17 protein-coding genes and 1 pseudogene are annotated in these 22,328 nt (G+C 67.4%); 11 read left to right on the top strand and 7 right to left on the bottom strand.

The features are described from left to right. Positions 1 to 64 precede the first annotated feature (64 nt). The 6 genes from CS1GBM4_RS17440 to CS1GBM4_RS24840 form a co-directional block, all read right to left on the bottom strand. The gene (locus CS1GBM4_RS17440; protein ID WP_186420011.1) at positions 65 to 1,162 is read right to left on the bottom strand and encodes an ABC transporter ATP-binding protein; all 1,098 of its coding nucleotides are present in this window, start codon (positions 1,160 to 1,162) and stop codon (positions 65 to 67) included. After that, positions 1,159 to 2,880 (bottom strand): iron ABC transporter permease, encoded by a 1,722-nt coding sequence (locus CS1GBM4_RS17445; protein ID WP_186420012.1) that lies wholly within the window; start codon positions 2,878 to 2,880, stop codon positions 1,159 to 1,161. Before CS1GBM4_RS17445 ends, CS1GBM4_RS17440 begins: the two co-directional genes overlap by 4 nt. 136 nt (positions 2,881 to 3,016) lie before the next feature. Continuing rightward, entirely contained in the window at positions 3,017 to 4,345 is a 1,329-nt protein-coding gene (locus tag CS1GBM4_RS17450; protein ID WP_186420013.1) for an extracellular solute-binding protein, read from the bottom strand. Between the two features lie 336 nt (positions 4,346 to 4,681). Beyond that, positions 4,682 to 7,006: a glucose/quinate/shikimate family membrane-bound PQQ-dependent dehydrogenase gene (locus CS1GBM4_RS17455; RefSeq protein WP_186420014.1), complete on the bottom strand. Its 2,325-nt coding sequence runs from the start codon at positions 7,004 to 7,006 to the stop codon at positions 4,682 to 4,684. Between the two features lie 57 nt (positions 7,007 to 7,063). Then, entirely contained in the window at positions 7,064 to 7,201 is a 138-nt protein-coding gene (locus CS1GBM4_RS17460) for a hypothetical protein (RefSeq protein WP_186420015.1), read from the bottom strand. 188 nt (positions 7,202 to 7,389) lie between these two features. Beyond that, positions 7,390 to 8,400 (bottom strand): cupin domain-containing protein, encoded by a 1,011-nt coding sequence (locus tag CS1GBM4_RS24840; protein ID WP_186420016.1) that lies wholly within the window; start codon positions 8,398 to 8,400, stop codon positions 7,390 to 7,392. Positions 8,401 to 8,594: 194 nt separating this feature from the next. Between CS1GBM4_RS24840 and CS1GBM4_RS17470 the strand changes: the two genes are divergently transcribed. The 3 genes from CS1GBM4_RS17470 to CS1GBM4_RS17480 all read left to right on the top strand — a co-directional run bounded on the left by CS1GBM4_RS17470 (position 8,595) and on the right by CS1GBM4_RS17480 (position 12,011). Further along, on the top strand, positions 8,595 to 10,985 hold the full coding sequence (locus tag CS1GBM4_RS17470) for a xanthine dehydrogenase family protein molybdopterin-binding subunit (protein ID WP_186420017.1): 2,391 nt from the start codon (positions 8,595 to 8,597) through the stop codon (positions 10,983 to 10,985). Positions 10,986 to 11,374: 389 nt separating this feature from the next. Then, the gene (locus CS1GBM4_RS17475) at positions 11,375 to 11,629 is read left to right on the top strand and encodes a hypothetical protein (protein ID WP_186420018.1); all 255 of its coding nucleotides are present in this window, start codon (positions 11,375 to 11,377) and stop codon (positions 11,627 to 11,629) included. 121 nt (positions 11,630 to 11,750) lie between these two features. After that, on the top strand, positions 11,751 to 12,011 hold the full coding sequence (locus tag CS1GBM4_RS17480) for a hypothetical protein (RefSeq protein WP_186420019.1): 261 nt from the start codon (positions 11,751 to 11,753) through the stop codon (positions 12,009 to 12,011). 414 nt (positions 12,012 to 12,425) lie between these two features. Here CS1GBM4_RS17480 and CS1GBM4_RS17485 read toward each other — a convergent pair whose 3' ends face one another. Continuing rightward, complete coding sequence (locus tag CS1GBM4_RS17485; protein ID WP_244607286.1) at positions 12,426 to 13,250, bottom strand: MarR family transcriptional regulator; 825 nt, start codon at positions 13,248 to 13,250, stop codon at positions 12,426 to 12,428. A gap of 352 nt (positions 13,251 to 13,602) precedes the next feature. Here CS1GBM4_RS17485 and CS1GBM4_RS24680 point away from each other — a divergent pair. From CS1GBM4_RS24680 to CS1GBM4_RS17520, 8 genes and pseudogenes are all read left to right on the top strand, one after another. Then, positions 13,603 to 13,799, top strand: a pseudogene (locus CS1GBM4_RS24680) (two-component sensor histidine kinase); the annotation flags it as partial. 243 nt (positions 13,800 to 14,042) lie between these two features. Continuing rightward, positions 14,043 to 15,890, top strand: a complete 1,848-nt coding sequence (locus tag CS1GBM4_RS17490; protein WP_210201600.1) for an ABC transporter substrate-binding protein — start codon at positions 14,043 to 14,045, stop codon at positions 15,888 to 15,890. Positions 15,891 to 15,989: 99 nt separating this feature from the next. Further along, a complete protein-coding gene (locus CS1GBM4_RS17495; RefSeq protein ID WP_186420022.1) occupies positions 15,990 to 16,994 on the top strand; it encodes an ABC transporter permease in 1,005 nt (334 codons plus the stop codon). Then, the gene (locus CS1GBM4_RS17500; protein WP_186420023.1) at positions 16,994 to 17,857 is read left to right on the top strand and encodes an ABC transporter permease; all 864 of its coding nucleotides are present in this window, start codon (positions 16,994 to 16,996) and stop codon (positions 17,855 to 17,857) included. Before CS1GBM4_RS17495 ends, CS1GBM4_RS17500 begins: the two co-directional genes overlap by 1 nt. Next, positions 17,854 to 18,864, top strand: a complete 1,011-nt coding sequence (locus CS1GBM4_RS17505; protein WP_186420024.1) for an ABC transporter ATP-binding protein — start codon at positions 17,854 to 17,856, stop codon at positions 18,862 to 18,864. The genes CS1GBM4_RS17500 and CS1GBM4_RS17505 overlap by 4 nt, the downstream gene beginning before the upstream one ends. Beyond that, positions 18,861 to 19,706 carry an ATP-binding cassette domain-containing protein gene (locus CS1GBM4_RS17510; RefSeq protein WP_186420025.1) on the top strand — a complete coding sequence of 282 codons (846 nt, stop codon included), beginning with the start codon at positions 18,861 to 18,863 and terminating at the stop codon, positions 19,704 to 19,706. Before CS1GBM4_RS17505 ends, CS1GBM4_RS17510 begins: the two co-directional genes overlap by 4 nt. Continuing rightward, on the top strand, positions 19,703 to 21,238 hold the full coding sequence (locus tag CS1GBM4_RS17515) for an alpha-N-arabinofuranosidase (protein ID WP_186420026.1): 1,536 nt from the start codon (positions 19,703 to 19,705) through the stop codon (positions 21,236 to 21,238). Before CS1GBM4_RS17510 ends, CS1GBM4_RS17515 begins: the two co-directional genes overlap by 4 nt. Positions 21,239 to 21,379: 141 nt before the next feature. After that, positions 21,380 to 22,291, top strand: coding sequence for a helix-turn-helix domain-containing protein (locus CS1GBM4_RS17520; RefSeq protein WP_244607287.1), 912 nt, complete (start codon positions 21,380 to 21,382; stop codon positions 22,289 to 22,291). Positions 22,292 to 22,328 lie beyond the last annotated feature (37 nt).

A 22,328-nucleotide genomic window follows, 5' to 3' on the forward strand; every position in this document is an offset into this window, starting at 1 on the left:
GGGCCAGCTCGACCCCGCGGTTGCGGCCGCCCGTGACGAACGACCGGGGCTCGCCCGGCGCGCCTCACACCGGCAGCCAGTGGAGCGAGCGGGGCCGGAGCGTCAGGCGGGCGGCACTGCCGATCTCGAACAGATCGGTCCCGGACTGGAACGGCATGTCGACAGAGACCTCGGTGGCGCCGATGCGTGCCCCGTAACGGATGCTCGCCCCGAGGAATTCCCGGTTGGCGATGACGCAGGGCAGGGTGAGCGCGCCCTCCGGCGCCTCGTTCGCGTCGACCAGGCTGGCATGCTGCGGGCGGAACACGAGCGCTGAACCCTCCGGGATCGCCACGCCCGCGGCGACGGGGAACCTGACCTGCCCGTCAATCTCGAAGCCGCGCTCCGCGCCGCTGCCGACGACGCGGCCCTTCAGGATGTTGGCGGTGCCGAGGAAGCCGGCGACGAAGAGGTTGGCAGGATGCTCGTAGAGCTCCATCGGCGTGCCGACCTGTTGCACGACGCCGTCGTTCATCACGGCGATGCGGTCGCAGATCGTGTTCGCCTCCTCCTGGTCATGGGTGACGAAGATCGTGGTCAGGCCGAGCCGCTGCTGCAGGTCGCGCAGTTCGCGCCGGACCTGCACGCGCATCTTCGCGTCGAGATTGGAGAGCGGCTCGTCGAGCAGCAGCACCTTGGGCTCGACCGCGATGGTGCGCGCCACGGCGACGCGCTGCTGTTGGCCGCCGGAGAGCTGCGAGGGCCGGCGCTCGGCGAGATGGCCTAGCCCGACCAGATCGAGCGCCGCCTCGACCCGCCGCTCGATCTCGGCGCGCTTCACGCCGCGCTCCTCCAGTCCGAAGGCGACGTTGCGGCGAACGCTCATATGCGGCCAGAGCGCATAGGACTGGAAGACCATGCCGACATCGCGCTTCCAGGGCGGCAGGCTGGAGATATCCCGTCCGCCGATGGTGACGCGGCCGGTATCGGCACGGTTGAAGCCCGCGATCAGCCTGAGCAGCGTGGTCTTGCCGCAGCCGGACGGCCCGAGAAAGGCGAAGAACTCGCCCGGTTCGATCGCGAGGTCGATGTCCTTCAGCACATGGTTGTCGCCATAGGACAGGTTGACGCCCTCGATCGCGACGGAAACGGCGGGCCTGGTCAGGGAGACGGTTGCGTTCATGGTCGGTGGCCTGATCCCTTGGCCTTCTGGCTGCGTTCGACGATGAGGTGCGAGAGATAGGTGCAGGCCGCGACGAGCAGGACTGCGACGACGCCGAGCGCCGCGCCCGGCCCGCGCCCGGCTGCCGACTGCATGAAGACGTAGAGCCCGTAGGCCAGCGGCGCGTCGGAGTTGGACTGGACCAGCATCAGCGTCGCCGAGAGCTCGACTGCGGCGGTGGCGAAGGAGGTCACGAAGCCGGCGAGGATACCGCCGGTCATCAGCGGCACGACGATGCGGCGCACGGTGCGGGCCTTGGTCGCGCCGAGATTCTCCGCCGCCTCTTCCAGGGAGACCGAGATCTGCTGGAGCGCGGCATGGCAGGCCCGCAGCGCATAGGGCAGGCGACGGATCGCCAGCGCCAGCACGATCGTGATCCAGAGCGCGGCGAGCGGCGTCCCGTCCGGCAGGGTGATGCCGTAGAAGGTCCTGAGATAGCCGATGCCGAGCACGACACCGGGAACGGCGAGCGCCGCCGTCGCCATCCAGTCGAGCCATTCGCGGCCGACGAGCCGGGTGCGCAGCACGAGATAGGCGATGGCGACGCCGAGCACGATGTCGATGCCGCCGGCGAGCATCGCGTAGATCAGCGTGTTCTTGATGTAGAGCGAGCTCTCGCCGAAGACGCGGCCGTAATGGGCGAGCGTATAGGCGTCCGGCAGCGGCGAGAACGACCAGATCGTCGCGAAGGAGAGCAGCAGCAGCGCCAGATGCGGCGCCAGCACCAGCGCCAGGATCAGGATGACGACGCCGTAGCCGAGCACCGCCTCGTGCGGGCGCATGACCCGCCGCGCGAGGCCGCCGCCGCCGCGCTGGGTGGTGGCGTAGTCGCGCCCCCTCAGCGCCAACGCCGAGAGCCACATCGCCAGCACCGAGGCGATGATCAGCACGACCGAGATGACGTATCCCATCGGGTCGGCGATGCCGATCGAGGTCACCCGCAGATAGGCCTGCGGCGCCAGCATGTCCTTGACATTGAGCAGGAGCGGCGTCGCGAGATCGTCGAAGACCTTGACGAAGACCAGCGAGGCGCCGGCGAGATAGCCGGGCAGCGCGAGCGGGAAGACGATGCGCCGGAACAGGCGGAAGCCGGAGGAGCCGAGGTTCTGCGCCGCCTCCTCCATGGCGCGGTCGATATTGCGCAGCGCCGCCGAGAGATTGACCAGGATGAACGGGAAATAATGCACCGACTGGACGAAGATGACGCCGTTCAGCCCTTCCATGAAATCGATCTTGACGCCGAGCCAGTCGTCGAGCAGCAGGTTGATCGAACCGTTGCGGCCGAAGAAGAGCTGCATCGCCACGGCGCCGACGAAGGGCGGCATGATCAGCGGCAGGAAGCCGAGCGTCTGCACGATCGCCGCGCCGCGGAAAGCGAAGCGCGTGGTGAGATAGGCGAGCGGCAGCGCCAGCACAGAGGCGAAGGCCACCGACATCGCCGAGACATAGAACGAGTTCCACAGCGAGCGCATGAACAGCTCGCTGCGGACGAAGTCGTGGAAATTGACCAGCGTGAAGGTCGACGTGCCCTTTTCGGTAAAGGCGACGTAGATCACCGTCGCCACCGGCAGCACCAGGAAGACGAGCAGGAAGGCCGCGATGGCGAGCGCCAGCGCGATCTGGCCGGGCGTGGCGGAGAAGGCGCGGGCGCGGGATGGGGTCGTGGGGACGGCGGTCATGTCTGGCCTTGCGAAAGGGCGTCATGCCCGGGCTTTCCCCGGGCATCTCCGGACAAGTGGCGCAGCTTCAACGGAGCCATATCCGGCATGAGATTCCCGGGTCGGCACATGCGCGCCGCCCGAGAATGACGCACTCTCACTTCGCCGCCTTCAGCGCCTCCTCGGCCTTGGCCTTCGCCTTGGCGTAGCTGTCACGGGCGAAGCTCGCCCATTGCGCCTCGACCTCGGCCTGGCGCGCGCCCTTCTCCTTGCCGCCGGTGAAAGCGGCCCGCAATTCCGGGCTCGAGGCCTGCGCCTCGGTGACCGGCGAGGCCGCGATCAGCGCCCTCGCCTCGTCGGCCAGCGCCCTGGCCTGGGCATTGGGCTTCTTCGCCAGCGCCGCATCGACCTCGTGCAGCGTCTTGGTGACGCCCTTCAGCGCTTCGAGCTGGAAGGAGATCAGCTGGTCGAACAGGGTGTCGACCACGGCGGTGCGCGCCTCCGACTTGTCGACGTCGAAGCCGATCATCTTCTGGAAGCGCGGATCGGTGAATGGGTTGGGATAGTCGGCCCCGGCCTTGGCGTAGACGGCCGGATTGACCGGCAATCGGCGGATGCCGGGCTCGAGCAGAACCTCCTGCCCGGCCGGCGAGAGCAGGAACTCGATGAAGGCCTCGGCCGCCGCCCCGTTCGGCGGATTGGCGACGATGCCGACATTGGCCGGCACCACCGTGGTCACGGTCGGGTAGACGAACTTGACCGGGAAGCCCGACGCCTGGGCGGAGAAGGCGAAGAAGTCGATGACGATACCGACGCCGACCTGGCCGGAATTCACCGCCTCCGGCACGCCGAAGGAGCGCTCGGTGATCGAGCGGAAATTGCCGGCCATCTCCTTGAGCGTGCGCCAGCCCTTCTCCCAGCCTTCGCCCTGCAGGATGGTCTCGACCGTCAGATGGGTCGTGCCGGAGCGCGCGGGCGAGGCGATCGAGACATGGTCGTGGAATGCCGGCTTGGCGAGGTCCTGCCAGTCCTTGGGCTCGGGTAGCTTGTTGGCCTTGGCGTAGCGCTCGTTCCACATGATTCCGTAGCCCGAGGCGGCGAAGCCGAAATAGAAGCCGTCGGGATCGTTGATCGGGTAGGAGCCGATCCTGGCGGGAATGCCGGTCGCCCTGGGCTTGTAGGCGGCGAGCAGCTTCTTGCCCTTCAGCACCTCGAAGGCGTCGGGCGCCGAGGCCCAGAACAGGTCGACCTGGTTGTTGGCCCTGGTCTCCTCGATATATTTCACGCCGGCATTGGTGTTGCGGTTCTGGACCTCCAGGATGACGCCGGGCACCGCCTTCTCGAAGGCTTTCTTGATCGGGTCGGTGACGTCCTTCGAGAACGAGGTGACCACCGTGACCTTGCCCGACGGCGCCTGCGCCCGGGCGGCCGGCGCGGCGACGGCGAGCCCCAACGCCAAGGCGAGCGTGATCCTGCGTGTGAACATTCGATCCTCCCTGTCATCCGATGGCCGCCGGCATCGAGGCCGGCGGATTGCCGTTGCCGCAAAACTGTCACGAAAGTCGCAGGAATGTCATCATGCGTGATGGCGCTCGCCTGCGCGGCTTCGCCGACCGGTGCCCGGCCCAGGCCCGCTCCATGCCGAAGGTGAAGGCAGCAGGAGCACGATCGCGGGATCGGGCCGACGCCCGGCAGGACTCCGATCGCGGTGCCGATCAGGCACATCCCGGATTCTCGAGCAGCTCCGCCCGCGTCATGAAGCGGGGCCCCGAACATTCCTGCATCCGAGCCGTCCGATGCCGGCGAGCGACCCCGCGCGTTCCTACGGCAAGGTATAGGCGATGACGTGATCGCCCGGCCTGGTGCCGATCGAGCCGTGGCCGCCGGCGACGATGACGACATACTGCTTGCCCTCGCCGGCTGTATAGGTCATCGGCGTCGCCTGGCCGCCGGCCGGCAGCCGGGCCCGCCAGATCTGCCGGCCGCTGGTCACGTCGTAGGCGCGCAAATAATTGTCGACCGCCGCCGCCAGGAAGGCGACGCCGCCGCGTGTGAGCAGCGGCCCGCCGATCCCGGGCACGCCGAGCTCGAACGGCAGCGGCAGCGGCGTCATGTCGTGGACCGTGCCGTTCTTGTGGCGATAGACGATCTTGCCGCTGCGCAGGTCGATGCCGGCGACATAGCCCCAGGGCGGAGCCTGGCAGGGAATGCCGAGCGGCCCGAGGAACGGCCCCATATAGACGCCGTAGGGCGCCCCCTCATTGCGGTTGAGCCCCTGTTCGCTGCCCTTCTCGCCCTCGCCCTTGGGCGGGATCTGCGAGCGCGGGACGAGGCGCGAGGTGAAGGCGAGATAGGTCGGCATGCCGAACATGATCTGGCGTTCCGGATCGACCGCGACGCTGCCCCAGTTGAACACGCCGAAATTGCCGGGATAGACGATCGTGCCCTGCAGCGAGGGCGGCGTGTAGCGGCCCTCATATTTCAGCCGGCGGAGCTGGATGCGGCAGACGAGCTGGTCGAAGAGCGTGATGCCCCACATATCGGCCTCGCGCAGCGGCGGCGGCGAGAAGGTCAGGTCGGAGATCGGCTGCGTCGGGCTGGTGAAGTCCTCGGGAATGGCCCCGCCCGGCGCCGGCACCTCGCGCACCGGGATGATCGGCTCGCCGCTGCGCCGGTCGAGCACATAGATGTCGCCCTGCTTGGTCGGGCCGACCAGCGCGGGCGTCGCCGTCCCGTCGGCGCGCCTGAGATCGAACAGCACCGGCTGCGCCGGCACATCCATGTCCCAGAGATCGTGATGAACCGTCTGCCGGACCCAGCGCAGCCGGCCGGTCCTGATGTCGAGCGCGACGATCGACGACGAGAAGCGCTCGACATTCGCGCTCCGCCCCATGCCGAGCTGGTCGGGGACCTGGTTGCCGAGCGGGATATAGACGAGGCCGAGCCCCTCATCGATGCTGAAGACCGACCAGCTGTTCGGCGAATTGGTGGTGTAGGTCTCCCCCGGCCCGATCGGGGCGGTGGCGTCGGGATTGCCCGCATCCCAGTTCCAGAGCAGCGCGCCGGTGCGGATGTCGAAGGCGCGGATCACGCCCGATTGCGATTGCGTCGAGTAGTTGTCGTTCACCGCGCCGCCGATGATCAGCTTGCCGTCGACCGCGACCGGCGGAGAGGTGGAGTAGTAGTAGCCGGCCGGATTGTACTTCATCCCGGTCTCCAGGCGCAGCGTGCCGCTATCGGCGAAGCCGGCGCAGACCTCGCCCTTGGCCGCGTCGAGCGCGATCAGCCGGGCATCGGATGTCGGGAGATAGACGCGCGCCGCGCAGGGCTGCCCGGAATCGGCGCCTGGATCCGCCCAGTAGGTCACGCCGCGACAGGTCTGGTGCTGCCGGTCGGGGTTGAGGCCGGAATTGGAATCGAACTTCCATTTCTCCCGGCCCGTCGCCGCGTCCAGCGCGATCGCCCAGTTGTGCGGCGTGCACAGATAGAGCGTGTCGCCGACCTTGAGCGGTGTCACCTGATAGGTCGTCTCGGCGACGTCCTGCGGCAGCTTGACGTCGCCCGTCCGATACTGCCAGGCGACCTTGAGCGCGCCGACATTGCCCGGCGTGATCTGGTCGAGCGGCGAAAAGCGCTGGCCGAACGGCGTGCGGCCGTATTGATGCCACTCGCCGGCGGGGACGTCGCCTCCTAGGGGCGTCGCCGCCAGCCTGTCTTGCGGCAGACGGCCGGCGAGGTCGTGCGGATCCTGCGCCATCGCATAGAGCGCGACAGCGACTGCCGCGACGACCGGAATGGCGAGCGGCCATGCCCCGGCGAGGAACGTCCGGCGCGGCCGCAGCCCGCGTGTCACCCACGGCGTCAGCAGCCACAGGCCGAGCACGATGACGACCCCGCCGCGCGGGCCGAGCTGCCACCAGTCGAAGCCCACCTCCCAGATCGCCCAGCCGAGGGCGGCCAGCACAAGGGCGCCATAGACGATCAGAGCGCTGCCGCGACGCCGATACAGCAGCACCGCCGTGGCGATGAACATCAGTCCGGCCAATGCGTAGAACGGACTGCCGCCGAGGCCGATCAGCCAGGCGCCGCCGCCGAGAAGGGCCAGGCCGAGAACGGCCAGCAGCAGCGAGGTCAGGGAGATCGTCATGGGCGGCATCCTTCTGCCCGACGGCGCCTGCCCGTCGCGAGACGCGAAAGCGGACTGTTATGGCCTTCGCGACTGATCGATGGCGTGGGGCGGCGGCTGGCCCGGCCGGGAACCTTCACCGCGGGTGACGGCGTAGAGCGCGACGATGGCGACGACGGCCGCGACCGCGATCCACAGCGCGTTTCGCGAGATCATGTCGGGCTGTCCTCCGAGGCCTGCGCGTCCGGACGGTGACGGGCGGAACCTTCGGCGACGCGGCATGTTCCGCGAAGTCGCGTCGTGCTTCGTCTTTGTCCGGTCGCGTACAAAGCGGCAGGCCGACGGAAGCGGCTGCGATGGCGCTGCGGTTTGGGCGACGGTGGTCTCGCGCCGTATCGGCAATGCTAGCCGCGGTTCGCCGTGCCGATCTCCAGCAGGACGACCTCGCAGACCGTGCCCAGAGCGGTCGGGCAACGTTCGACGCCATGCGGCACGACGATGAACTCGCCTTCCGCGATGACCTCGTCGCGGTCGCGGAACTTCATCAGCAAGCGCCCCTTGTGGACGAAGAAGACCTCGTCCTCGCGGCCGTTGAAATGCCAGCCGGTCTCGCCCTCGAACTTCGCGAGCTTGATCTGGAGGTTGTCGATCGCCGCAGCGACCTGCGGGGGCCAGCGATCGGAGAAGCGCCCGAAGGCGCTGCTCAGATTCTCCTTGTGGAACGGCGAGATGTGCCGGTTCAGCATCGCGACGTCGCGGATGATCGTCGCGAGCTGGCTCGTCACATCCGTGCCGGCGGCCGGGTATTTCCCGTCGAGGGCCGCCGTGCCGATGGTGAAGCCAGCCGCGCCCGCCTCCTTCAGCGCCGAGATCCGGCCCGGCGTGTCGATCGAACCGGCCACATAGACGGGCTTCGTCACCGCCGAGCAGACGGCTTCGATGAGCGCCGGAACGTCCTCATGGGAGCGATAGGCCAGCAGGTCGAGCCCGTGCACGCCGTCCCGGGCGGCCAGGGCCCTCGCGCTGGCGACGATGTCGGCGATGCTGCCCTCCAGAACGCTCGGATGCCCGGAGATCGTGCCGGGAAACGGGCAGTACTGGATCGCCGTGCCCGCGATGATCGGCAGCACGTCGTCGACCCTCGTCCCGCCGAGCAGGACGTCGATGCCGATCTCCACCGCCGCCTTCGCCGATGCGATCTCGCTGTCGCGGTCGAGCGAGACCACCTCCAGATAGGCGGTCGCGCCGCCGGCCTTGATCGCCGTCCTCAGCGCCTTCAGTTCGCTGAGAGGCAGGCCGATATCCTTGAAGCCGATATGCCGGACGCCGAGCGCCAGAGCCGTCCGGAGCTGCTCCATCGCATCGCTGACCGTGCGGTCATTGCGGGTGAGCATGAATATGAAGCGAAGGCCCATCGGGACACCTGTGCCGTTCCGTTGTCCAGGCTGCGCGGCCACGAGCCGCCGTGCATCTGCGGGTATGCTGGCTCACTCTGCGCATTTGGCAACCACTGGACGCTCGGCGGGGCTGCAGCCGGCGCGCTTTGAATGGAGCGGATGCCCGCCCTATCAAGGGCGCTGATCTCCTTTCGTCCCGGAGCCGGTGCTCGATGACCCCTCGCGTTTCCGCTGGCAGCCACCCCGTGGCCTCGGTCGGCATAGGTCAGCCCGTGCCGCGCCGGGAGGACGCGATCCTCCTGCAGGGACACGGACGCTACACGGACGACCTGAACCTCGAGCGACAGCTCTTCGCGGCTTTCGTCCGCAGCGCGCATGCGCATGGCCGCCTGCGGGCCGTGGATACGGCAGAGGCGCGGTCGATGAAGGGCGTCGTCGCCATCTACACGGCGGCCGACCTGGACGGCCAGGGATATGCCGCCATCACGGCGCCCAGCGATGTGCCCGGCCGCGACGGCACGTCGATGCGAAAGCCGCCCAGGGCGGCGCTGGCCGCCGACAAGGTCCGCTTCGTCGGCGATCCCGTCGCGATTGTCGTCGCCCGGACCGCCGATCAGGCCCGCAGCGCCGCGGAGGCGGTCAGGCTCGATATCGATGCGCTGCCGGCGGTTACCGATGCGGAGCAGGCCCTGAGGGCCGACGCCCCGCAGCTCTATGACGAGGTCCCCGGCAATCTGATCGTCGATTACCGGTTCGGCGACGGCGCGAAGGTGGCTGCGGCCTTCTCCGAGGCCGCGCACGTCACCCGGCTGAGGCTCGTCAACAACCGCGTCGTCGTCAATCCGATCGAGCCGCGCGCGGCCATTGCGAGCTTCGATGGCAAGTCGAAGCGCTATACGCTGCATGCTCCGAGCCAGGGCGCCTTCGGCATGCGCAACAACCTGGCCAAGGCCATGGGCGTGAAGGACGCCGCCATGCGGCTGGTCACCGGCCATGTCGGCGGCTCGTTCGGCATGAAGGCCTCGGTGTTCCCAGAATACGTCGCCCTGCTTCACGCAGCCCGCATGCTGAAGCGGCCGGTCAAATGGACCGATCAGCGCTCCGAGAGCTTCGTGTCCGATCACCATGGTCGAGACATGGTTTTCGAGGCCGAGCTGGCGCTGGACGCGCGCGGCCGCTTCCTCGCCACGCGCTTCAAGGGGGTGGCGAACATGGGCGCCTATCTCACTCCCGTCGGCGCCATGATGCCGACGCTGAATGTGGGAAAGAACGCCATCGGCATGTACCGGACGCCGCTCATCGAGATCGAGACGCGCTGTGCGGTGACGAATACGCCGCCGATCGGCGCCTATCGCGGCGCGGGTCGGCCCGAGGGCAATTACTTCATGGAGCGCCTGATCGATACCGCCGCCCGCGAGATGGGGATCGACAGCGCGAGCCTGAGACGCCGCAATCTGATCCGGCCCGCGCAACTGCCGCGCGCCACCCCGATCGGGACGGTCTACGACAGCGGCGACTTCCCCGCCCTCTTCGCACAGGCGCTCGCGGCGTCCGACTGGAAAGGCTATGCCGGACGGCGCAGGCTGAGCCGGAAGGCGGGGTTGCTGCGCGGGCGCGGCATCGGCTGCTACCTCGAAGTCACCGCCCCGCCGACCAACGAGATGGGCGGGATCCATTTCGAGCCGGACGGGAGCGTGAGCATCGTCACCGGCACGCTCGATTACGGCCAGGGCCACTGGACGCCCTTCGCCCAGCTCCTGACGAGCCAGCTCGGCGTCCCCTTCGAGCGGATCAGGCTCGTCCAGGGCGACAGCGACCGGCTGATCGCCGGCGGCGGTACCGGCGGCTCGAAATCGCTCATGGCGAGCGGCTCGGCGATCATCGAGGCGAGCGACCTCGTCATCGAGAAGGGCAAGCTGCTCGCCGGGCATTTCCTCGAGGCGAACGTCGCCGATATCGAGTTCGCCACAGGCAGGTTCAGCGTCGTCGGGACCGACCGCTCGATCGACCTCATGGACATCGCGGCGCGGCTGCGGGCCGGCGCTGCGCTGGCGCCGGACCTGCCGCAATCGCTCGATGTCGACCATGTCTTCAAATCCGCGCCCGCGGCCTATCCCAATGGCTGTCATATCGCCGAGGTCGAGATCGATCCGGAGACCGGGCATGTCGAGGTCGCGCGCTACGTCATGGTCAACGACTTCGGCACCGTCGTGAACCCGATGATCGTCGCGGGCCAGCTCCATGGCGGCGTCGTTCAGGGCATCGGCCAGGCGCTGTTCGAGAGGACGGTCTTCGACGACAATGGCCAGCCCATGACCGGGTCCTATATGGACTATGCTCTGCCTCGGGCGGCGGACGTCCCCTTCTTCTCGTTCGCGAGCCAGGGCGTGCCGACGCGGAACAACCGCGTAGGCGCCAAGGGCTGCGGCGAAGCGGGTTGCGCCGGCTCCCTGCCGTCGATCATGAACGCGGTGGTGGATGCCCTGGCGCCGTTTGGCATCACACATCTGGACATGCCCGCGACGCCCCAGGCGGTCTGGCGGGCGATCAGGTCGGTGCGGACCGGGCCCGGCCAGGGCAGCTCCTCGGCCGCGACCACTTGACGCCGTGATCTTCGGGGGGGCGCCGGCCCCGGCGGCGTCAGCCGGTCATCTCCTGGGCACGCTCGGCCACGGTCAGGAAGATGCAGCAGGCGACGAAGACGATCGCCAGCGCCAATGCATAAAGACAGATCAGCCTCTGCTCCGGCGTCATGAGGATCATCCCAGGAAAGGCGCGGCCTTGGCTCCATATCGCGACCCGCCTCCGCCCGGCTTGCCGACGATGACCGCCCACGGCAGTGGAAAGCGCCCCCTCTTAACCTATGAGGGCGCCTTGGCTGGAAGCCATCGCATATGCTGAGCGGCTAACAGCTCGGTCGCGGCCTGGTTCCTCTCTGTGCGGCGCCGCGCAATCCGGGTGCATTGTCGGTCATAACGGATGAGCTGCGCCGATGCCCTTCTCTTCACTTCATGACCCCGGCGATCTGGCACGTGCCTGCCAGCTCCTGGACCTCGCCTGGGCCAGAAGCGAGGAGCGCGGCCTTGTTCGCGAAGGCTCCGAAAGGGAGCGGACCCGGCTCGCCTATATCATTGCCGCCCTCCTGCACGCCGGCGAGAGCGACGAGCGGCTGATCGACGCCGCGCTCGCGCGCTATGCCGCCACCGCGGACGGGCTGGGCGGAACCGGCGACGACGCATCGCGTTGACCGTGCGGCGCCGGAACCCCGGCGCCCACACCGCCGCCGGCGATAGCCCAGCGAATATCCTGGGCGACTACCAGCGGCTCCCGAGGTTCGCACGGGCTTCCTGTCGGCCCCGGAGCGGGCGATGCCGAAATTCAAAGTGATCTCGAAGGATCCGCGCGGCGCGCAGCGCGGGACCATCGACTTCCCCGACGAGCAATCCGCCGCGACCGACGCCCAGCGTGCTCTTGTCGATATGGCTTCGGATGCGATCCCGAACGGCGATCGGGCCGATTTCCAGGTCCAGGTGGACGATGCGAGCGGCGAGGAGGTCTATCGCGCCTCCTTGAAATTCCGCGGCAGGACGCGGCGCAAGCGCATAAGGAGGGAACGCTCGCAGAAATAGGAGTTCCGAGCCCGGTGCGGTTCCAGCAGCGCCGCACCTCTCGCCGATGATCCTCCGGCACTATCGGTGAGAGGCAGTCACCATGACCGGGTCCGCCCGTCGGCTCGCCTCCGGCGGGCTGTCCGTCATGGAGGCGGACGCCCCTGCGATGGCAGGCGCGTCCTGTTGATAAGTGGGGCGCTCCGGCTCCGCCGGGCTGTCTTGGTCTGGCGCTGCGAATTATGGTCGCCCGCGCGGTGGCCTCCGTGCCAAGCCAAGATCACGGAATGCTGACATCTCAGCGTCCGCTTGCAAGCCGGGTGTTGCGCCCCGGCCCGCACCTTCCGTCACGACCTTGCCGGCGCGAGCCGACAGGTCGTGACGGGCCACTCCCCCGGCGGATCCTGACGCTGCTCGCGGCGCTCGACGGCCTGGTCAGCCCGGCAGGGCCTGCTCCGGCTCGAGCCCGAGCTGTTCTGCGAGCAGGCGGTAATGCGCCATCTGGCCCGCGGCCCATGTCTCGAACTCCAGGAGGAAGTCGGGCGCGACCGCGACGGCCCGACCGCCATGGTCGACTGAAAAGCAGCCGCGCCGCTCGGCCTCGGACAAGATATTGCCGATATGCTGACGCGAAACCCGGAAGCGCTCCGCCAATCCGCCATAGGACAGCGATATCGGCGCCGCGGCACCGGCGCGGGCGGTGTAATGCGCGCTCAGCACCGCAGACAGGACCGGATAGCCGCAATCCTGCTCCGTGAACCGGACGATGTTGCTGAAGCAGCCGAAGTAGACATCCTGCTGGACGAACATGTCGTAGGAGCGGCCGAGCCAGTCGGCCAGAGCGGTGTCCAGGTCGCGCAGACGAGAGGCGAGCGGCCATGGCGGCGGAGCGAGCCGCTCGGACGCTTCGAGGAATGCCAGGGGCGAGCGGCCGATCTCCGCGAGGAGCGCCATCGCCGGCTGGAGCCGCACGGCGCGGCGGTCCTGCGCGGGACGGGTCGCGATGACGTATCCGCCGAGCTTCAGCGCAGCGACGAGGGCGGCGACCTGTCGCGGACTGGCGTGCGCCGCCCGCTGCAGGGCGGCGAGCGTCGGCAGTTCTCCGCCGTTCCGCCGCCAGCGGACATCCTGGCCGATCAGGGCGAAGGCGACGAGATAGCGGAGCTTCTGCCCGAAGAACTTGTCGGCCGGCCAGGCGATCTCGGGCGGCTGCATCATCGCGGCGCAATAGGCCAGCAAGGCGTCGGCGAAGGCGGGCAAGCGGATCAGCTCGGCCGCATAGGACCATACCGGGCCCGCCGCGTGGGCATGTATGGCGGGATGAAGATGGCCGGTGACCGGCCCGGGAGCGTCGCCCACAGCAGAATGCCTGCAAATTCTAGACTTCAACCGGCTCTGTTGAGTCGGGAGTAATGCGCCGCCTGGAGCCGAGCGAATCCATCGACAGATAATCCACCATGGGCTTCCTTGCCGTCAATCGCTCGGCAATCGCCGCAAATAACAAACGAAATTCGCTAAAATACCCTGAGCCTCGATGCAGGAGGAGCGATTTCTCCAAGGACCGCCATTTATTACCTTTCCATATTGTTTTTATCTCCATATCCCCATGCCGCACAGCAGCGGCGAAAGGAGGACCCGCATCGACCTGGCCTCCTTCATCGACAGCATCGCCTATGACGATCAGGATACCGGGAAAGCCGTCGCGGTTGCCGGTCGATCGACGGCACCGCCACCACCAAGCCGCATGCGCTCCAACGCATCGCGTCGCACTTCATCGACAACGCCGTGAAGTTCGCCGGCGCTGTGGAGCGCAGAGAGGACGGCGCCATAGCGATCACCGGCCGGAGACCGGCGTTCCAGAAATATAATAATCGAAGCAACGGTTTACACTGTTCATATCCAACCTTCTGATATGGATCAGATCTGTCGTTGCCGCAGTTTTGGTCACCGCCTAAGCTCCTGGCCATGAAGGGCGAGAAACGCCCCGTCTTCAGGGAGGTGACGATGACGCGTCTGCGCGCCTGGCTGCTTGCCGCTTCGCTGCTGGCTCCGATGTTCCCGTTATCGCCTGCGACGGCGCAGGGCATCCCACAGAACATTCCGCGCAAGGAACTCCTGATTCTCGAGAACCCGGAAGGGACGATCAAGAACGCTGGCTGGTTCAATATCTGGGCGATCAACGCCGGCAGCCAGTCGAACGGGCTGCAGCAGGCGGCACTCGATACCCTCTGGTACATCGACCCCGAGAAAGGCCTCGACGGCCCCTGGTACAATTCGCTCGCGGCCGACAAGCCGGTCTACAATGCCGACTTCACCGAGATGCAGGTCAAGCTCCGGCGTGGCCTGTTCTGGAGCGACGGCGTGGAGTTCAGCTCCGCCGACGTCAAGGCCACCGTCGACATTCAGGTCAAGAACACGAACATGCGCTTCTCCGCGGTGCTGGCGAACAACGTCGCCTCCGTCGAGACGCCCGATGCGGAAACGGTGATCTTCAAGCTGAAGAAGCCCAACTCGCGCTTCCACACCAATTTCACGGTGCGCTGGGGCGCGATCTGGATCCTGCCGAAGCATGTCTTCGACAAGGTCGACGATCCCCTGAAGTTCGACTTCAACAAGCCGGTCACGCTCGGCGCCTATACGCTGCACTCCTTCGATCCCGACGGGAAATGGTATATCTGGCAGCTGCGCGAGGACTGGCAGCGCACCTCGCTCGGCAGCCTCGGCAAGCCCGGGCCGAAATACCTCGCCTATGTCGATCCCGGCCCGCCCGACAAGCGCGTCATCGCCCAGCTCAACCACGAGCTCGACGTCATCCACGACATCGCCCCCGAGGGCATGTTCACGCTGGCCAAGCAGGACAAGGGCACGCGCGCCTGGTTCAAGGGCTTCCCCTACGGGCATCCCGACCCGACCCTGCCGGCGGTGATCTTCAACACCCAGAACGAGATCCTGAAGAACCGCGACGTGCGCTGGGCGCTGGCGCTGATGATCGACGTCAAGGCGGTGACGATGGCGGCCTATCGCGGCGCGGCGACGATCTCGGCGATCGCCGTGCCGCCGACCGGCATTCACCCCGAAGCCTATCACAAGCCGATGGAGGCCTGGCTCAAGGACTTCGAGATCGACACCGGCAAGAGCAAGTTCAAGCCGTACGACCCCACGGTCGGCAAGCAGATCGCCGACATGCTGCGTCCCTCCATGGGCGACCAGATCCCGTCCGATCCGGCGGTGATCGCCAGATCCTTCGGGCTCGGCTGGTGGAAGACCAATGTCGCGGCGGCCGGCGAATTGCTGAGCCGCGCCGGCTTCCGCAAGCAGGGCAACCAGTGGCTGACCCCGGACGGCAAGCCGTTCGTGATCAGGCTGATGGTCGAGGGCGATCTCAGGCCTGTGATGACGCGAGCCGGCACCATGATCGTGCAGCAATGGAAGCAGGCCGGCGTCGATGCGCGCATCGACGTGGCACAGGGCACGCTGCTGACCCGGCGCGCCGCCGGCGACTTCGACGCCTTCATCGGCTGGAGCGTCGAGACCTGGGGCGGCCACCAGGACCTGTCCTATTTCATGGACAGCTGGCACTCGCAGTTCGTCGCCCGGCCAGGCCAGCCGCAGCCGCTGCGCAACTGGCAGCGCTGGTCGCATCCCGAACTCGACGAGATCATCGAGAAGATCCGCAAGATCGCCTTCGACGATCCCAGGGGCGTCGAGCTCGGCCGCGACTACGTCAGGCTGATGGCCCGCGAGATGCCGATCATTCCGCTGATGGCCTACAATGTCTTCACCGCCATGGATCAGACCTATTGGAAGGGCTATCCGACCGCGGACGACCCCTATGCGAACCCGGTCACGAACTGGGGCAACTCCCGCTACATGTTCGTGCGGCTGAAGCCGGCCGACTGACCCACGCCGGGCCGCTCCACGCGGCCCGCAACCCTCCCCAGCACAGCGCCGGCTGGCGGCAGGTCGCCGCCCCCGGGCCGGTGGAGCTTTCGGGATCGCATGAGCGCCTATCCAGCCTATTTCGCCAAGCGCCTGGCCCAGTTCGCGCTGGTCGTCTTCATCGGCGTCAACCTCGCCTTCGTGATCACCCATGCCTCGCCGATCGACCCGGTCGAGCAGTCGATCTCGGTGGTGACCTCCTTCGGCAACACCGCGCCGGAAGCGATCGCCGCGATGCGGAGCTCCCTGCAGGAGCTCTACGGCCTCGAGGGCACGCTCGGCGAGCAGTACCTCACCTTCTGGAGCCGCGTGCTGCGCGGCGATTTCGGCCCCTCGCTCTCGGCCTTCCCGACGCCGGTCTCGACCCTGATCGGCCGGGCGCTGCCATGGACGGCGGGGCTGCTGATCGTATCGACCGTGATCACCTGGGTGCTCGGCAATCTGCTCGGCGGCCTCGCCGGCTATTACCAGCGCAACCGCACGCTCAAGCTGATGGGCGTGGTGGCGATGGGCGTCCACCCGATCCCCTACTACATCGTCGCGCTGATGCTGCTCATCGTCTTCGGCTTCCTCTGGCCGGTGCTGCCGATCACGGGCGGGGCGGCGATGAACCTGGAGCAGGGCTGGAACCGGCCCTTCCTCTCGAGCGTGGCGCTGCACTCGGTGCTGCCGGCGCTCTCGCTCATCCTGATCGGGCTCGGCAGCTGGTTCCTCGGCATGCGCTCGCTGGTCTCGAACATCGTGACCGAGGATTACGTGGTCTATGCGGAGGTCGCCGGCCTCGACAGCCGCCGGGTGCTCGGCTCCTACGTCATGCGCAACGCGCTGGCGCCCCAGGTCACCGGTCTGGCGATGTCGCTCGGCGGCATCTTCAACGGCGCGGTGATCACCGAAAAGGTCTTCGGCTATCCCGGCGTCGGAACGCTCCTCGTCGACGCGGTCTATGCCGGCGATTACGGGCTCGTCCTCGGCGTCACCACCGTCTCCATCATCGCCGTCTCGATCGGCGTCCTGGTCATCGATCTGCTCTACCCGCTGATCGACCCGCGCGTGGAGCTGCGCTGATGCTGGTCATCCTGCGCGATCTCCTCCGCTACAACCTCGAGTTCCGGATCGGGCTCGTTCTCGTCGCCATCGTGCTGGTGATGGCCGGCCTCTCCTTCGTCTCGCCCTATCCGCCGGGAGACGTCTACCTCGTCCCGCCGGACGTGCCGCCTTCGTCGGCCTATTGGCTGGGCACGACCTCGCGCGGTCAGGACGTGTTCTGGCAGCTCACCTTCGCCATCCGCAACACGTTGAGCTTCGGCATCATGGTGGCGGTGCTGTCGCGGCTGATCGCACTCGTCGTCGGCCTGCTCGCCGGCTACAGCGGCGGCTGGCTCGACCGGGTGCTGATGTCGATCAACGACACCTTCATCATCATCCCGCTCTTCCCGATCCTGATCCTGTTCTATTTCGTGCTGCGCGACAGCATGTCGACGCCGCTGCTCGCCACCATCATGGCCTGCCTCGGCTGGTCCTACGACGCCCGCCTGATCCGCTCCGTCGCGCTCAGCCTGAAGACGCGGGAGTTCACGCAGACCAGCATCTTCTCGGGCATGAAGACGCACGAAATCCTGGCGCGCGAGCACCTGCCCTACGTACTGCCGATCGTGTTCTCGACCACGATGAACAACATGAACTGGTCGATCGGCATCGAGGTCACCCTCGCCGTCCTCGGCTTCACCGACATCAACACGCCGACCATCGGCGGCATGATCTACTGGGCGAACCAGCACACGGCGCTCGTGGCCGGCATCTGGTGGTGGATCGCCTTCCCGGTCGCGCTGGTGGTGATGACCTTCATCGGACTGTTCCTGCTCGCCGTGTCGATGAACGAGTACATCGACCCGCGCAGCCGGCTCGCCCGGATGGGAGGAAGCCGATGAGCGCGGCGCCAGGTCGGGCTCCGGTGCTGCAGGTCCGCGACCTGCAGGCCCATTTCCGCACCCGCTATTTCGGGGTCGATCGCGAGGTCAGGGCCGTCGACGGCGTCGGCTTCGATGTCCGCCGCAACGAGATCTACGGGCTTGCCGGCGAATCCAGCTCCGGCAAGACCACGCTGGTCAAGACCATCGCGGGACTGCTGAAGCCGCCGCTGGAGATGGTCGGCGGCTCAGCCCGTTTCTCCTTCCTGCCGGAATGGGACGCTGTCGGCCGCGCCCCGCCGGAGGTCGTCCGCCGCATCCGCTGGCGGCACCTCTCCTACATCATGCAGGGCTCGATGAACGTGCTGAACCCGCTCCGGCGGATCAGGCACAGCTTCCGCGACTTCGCCTGGCGCCATATCGGCGGCGGCAAGCGCGAGTTCGACGCCCGGGCGGCCGCGCATCTGGAGCGGGTCAGGCTCGATCCCTCGGTGTTGTCGGCCTATCCGCACGAGCTCTCCGGCGGCATGCGCCAGCGCGTCACCATCGCGCTGGCGACGATCTGCAAGCCGGACTTCATCATCGCCGACGAGCCGACGACGGCGCTCGACGTGGTCGTGCAGAAGGACGTGCTGGGGATGATCCGCTCCATCCAGCGGGAGATGGAGTCCAGCATCCTGTTCATCACGCACGACATGGGAGTGCATGCGGCGCTGACCGACCGGCTCGGCATCATGTATGCGGGACGCCTGGTCGAAGACGGCGAGACGCCCGAGATCTTCGGACGCCCTCTGCATCCCTATACGCGGCACCTGATAGCGAGCCTGCCGCGGATCGGCGATGTCGAGCAGCGCGAAGGGCTGGAGGGAACGCCGCCCAATCTCGCCATGCCGCCGCCCGGCTGCCGCTTCCATCCGCGCTGCCCCCTTGCCATGCCGCTCTGCGCCACCACCGTGCCGGCGATGGTCGAGACGCTGCCGGGCCATCGGGTCGCCTGTCATGCGGTCAACCCCGGAGCGGCGGCATGAGCGCGCTCCTCGAACTCGACAAGGTGAGCAAGAGCTTCTCGCGCGGTGGCCTGTTCTCCTCACGGCGCGTCGATGCGGTGAAGGAGGTCAGCTTCACACTGGACGACGGCAGGCCGGAGATCTTCACCGTGATCGGCGAGTCGGGTTCGGGCAAGTCGACCCTGGCGCGGATGATCCTCGGCATCAATGCGGCGAGCAGCGGCCAGGTCAGGCTGGCTGGGCGCGATGTCGCCTCTTACGAGCGCCGCGCCTTCATGGCGCAGGTGCAGCCGATCTTCCAGAACCCGTTCGAGGCCTTCAACCCGCTGAAGCGGCTCGACCGCTATCTGTTCATGACCGCGGAGCGCTTCGGCGGCGCCGCTGACAGGGCAGCCGCGGAGGAACTGGCCGACGGAGCACTGAGACAGGTCGGGCTGTCGCTGGCCGAGGTCAGCGGGCGCTTTCCGCATGAACTCTCCGGGGGCCAGCTCCAGCGCGTCGCCGTCGCCCGCGCGCTCGTCGCGCGGCCCCGGCTGATCGTCGCCGACGAACCGGTCTCGATGGTCGACGCCTCGCTGCGCATGTCGATCGTCAACCTGTTCGGCCGGCTGCGCGACGAGCTCGGCCTGTCGATCATCTACATCACCCACGACCTCGCCACCGCCTATTACATCAGCGACCGGCTGATCATCATGCAGAAGGGCATGGTGGTCGAGGCAGGTCCGGCCCGCGCCGTGCTCTCGGCCCCCAGCCACCCCTATTCCCGCCAGCTCCGCGACGCCGTGCTCACGCCCGACAGCGCCGGGGCCTTCCGCGCCCGTCACCCGCTGAAAGCCGCTGCAACGCCTGGAGCCACGCCATGAGACAAGCGAGCATCACCTTCGACCGTGCCTTCGCCATCGGCGATACCGACCCGCGGCTCTTCGGCGCCTTCGTCGAGCATCTGGGACGCTGCGTCTATGGCGGCATCTACGAGCCCGGCCATGCGACCGCCGACAAGCGCGGCTTCCGCAAGGACGTGCTCGAGCTCGTCAAGGAACTCGGCCCGACGATCATGCGCTATCCCGGCGGCAATTTCGTCTCGGGGTACAATTGGGAAGACGGCGTCGGCCCGGTCGAGGACCGGCCGGCCAGGCTGGACCTCGCCTGGTTCACCACCGAGCCGAACAGCTTCGGGACCAATGAGTTCGTCGACTGGTGCCGGGCCGCGAAGATCGAGCCGATGCTCGCCGTCAATCTCGGCACGCGCGGCGGCGACGCGGCGCGCAACCTCGTCGAGTACTGCAACCATCCCGGCGGCACCGCCTGGTCGGATCTTCGCATCAAGCATGGCTGGAAGAAGCCGCACGACATCAAGTTCTGGTGCCTCGGCAACGAGATGGACGGTCCCTGGCAGATGGAGCACAAGACAGCGACCGAATACGGCCGCGTCGCGCACGAGGCCGCGAAGATGATGCGCTGGATCGACCCCTCGATCGAGCTCGCCGCCTGCGGCTCGTCGGGCCGCAACATGCCGAGCTATGGCCGCTGGGAAGACGAGGTGCTGGAGCACACCTTCGACCAGGTCGAGTTCATCTCGCTGCACACCTACTTCAACAACTACGCCGCCGACACCAGGGCCTTCCTCGCCAGTCCGGACCTGATGGACCAGTTCATCGAGGAGGTCGTCGCGATCTCGGACGCGGTCGCGGCCAGGCGGCGCTCCGACAAGCGCATCATGCTGAGCTTCGACGAGTGGAACGTCTGGTACCGGACGCGGCGCGTCCGGGCGGACCGCGTCAAGGAGGGCTGGCCGGTCGCACCGCCGATCCTGGAGGAAATCTACTCGATGGAGGACGCGCTGGTCTTCGGCGGGGCCTGCATCTCGCTGCTCAACCACGCCGACCGCGTCAAGGCGGCCTGCCTCGCGCAATTGGTCAACGTCATCGCGCCGATCATGACCGAGACCGGCGGCCCGGCCTGGCGCCAGACCATCTTCTGGCCGTTCGCGCAGATGAGCCGGCTCGGGCGCGGCAGCGTGCTCAGGACACTCGTCAAATCCGAGAGCTATCGGGCCGACTATTACGATCCGCGCGGCAAGCAGGACCTCTACTATCCGATCGAGGCGCCCTATCTGAAAGCCTCCGTCGTCGCCGACGACAAGGGCGTCTCGCTCTTCCTGCTCAATCGCGATCTCGAGCAGGCCGTCACCGTCGCGGTCGATGCGCGCGGCTTCGGCAAGCTCCGGGTCGCGGAAGCGACCGAGCTGCGCCATGCCGATCTCAAGGCGGTGAACAGCAAGAAGGCGCCGCTCGCGGTCAAGCCGGCGACGCTGAAGGGCGTCTCGGTGCAGGCGGCGACGATCGCGCTGGAGTTGCAGCCGGCTTCGTGGAATGTGATCAGGCTGGAAGGTTAGCCAACGGTCCCCGCGACAATGGACGAGAGCGCATCACGATCACGGCCCGGACGCCGGAGTCCCGCTGGGGCCGGCTCCGCGCCGAGCGACGCCCGGCGCGACCGCAGCTTCCTCGTCGTCAATGCGGACAGGCAATATCAGGTGCTGCGTGGACTGGCCTCGCCGGTCAGGCTGCGCATCCTGCGGCTGCTCAACCGTCACGGCCCGAAGAACATCAATCAGATCGCCGAGGTGCTCGGCCTGCCGCAATCGACGATCGTGACGAATGTCCAGGTGCTGGAGGAGGCCGAGCTGATCTCGACCTCGCTCGGCAAGGCGGCCAAGGGCCAGCAGAAGGTCTGCGCCGCGCGCTATGCCGAGATCGTCGTCAATCTCGATCCGGACGATCCGAGCCGGGAGCGCAACATCGTCGAGGTCGAGATGCCGCTCGGGCTCTATACGAGCTCGAACGTCTCGGCGCCCTGCGGGCTCTGCTCGACCGAACGCATCCTCGGCGTGCTGGACGTGCCCGAGTTGTTTCTCGACCCGCGCCGGGTGCAGGCCGCGCTGATCTGGTTCGGGCGCGGCTATGTCGAGTACAAGTTCCCGAACAACGCCAAGGTCCTGAACCAGGCGATCAACGCGCTCGAATTCGAGATGGAGATGTCCTCGGAGGTTCCGGGGACCAATGCCGACTGGCCTTCCGACATCAGCCTCTGGGTCAATGGCCGCAAGGTCGGCACCTGGACCTGCCCGGGCGATTATGGCGACCGTCGCGGCACCTATACGCCGCATTGGTGGAAGCTCGAGGGCTCCCAATACGGCATCCTGACGACCTGGCGCATCACGGCGGACGGCACCTATCTCGGCGAGCGCCGGCTCAGCGACGTCACGACCGCCGATCTCGATCTCGACCGCCACCACTCGATCAAGGTGCGCATCGGCATCGACGAGACAGAGGGGCGACCGGGCGGCGTCAATATTTTCGGCCGCGGGTTCGGGAACCACAACCAGGACATCAAGATGAGGCTGCATCTGCAGGGCATGAAGGCCTTGCCGCACGTTGCGGCCTGAGTTTCGCCTCGCGCCGCTCCGGCGGGCTGCCGCCTCG

It is taken from the genome of Allobosea sp. CS1GBMeth4, from assembly GCF_900185715.1.
Lineage (GTDB): Bacteria > Pseudomonadota > Alphaproteobacteria > Rhizobiales > Beijerinckiaceae > Allobosea.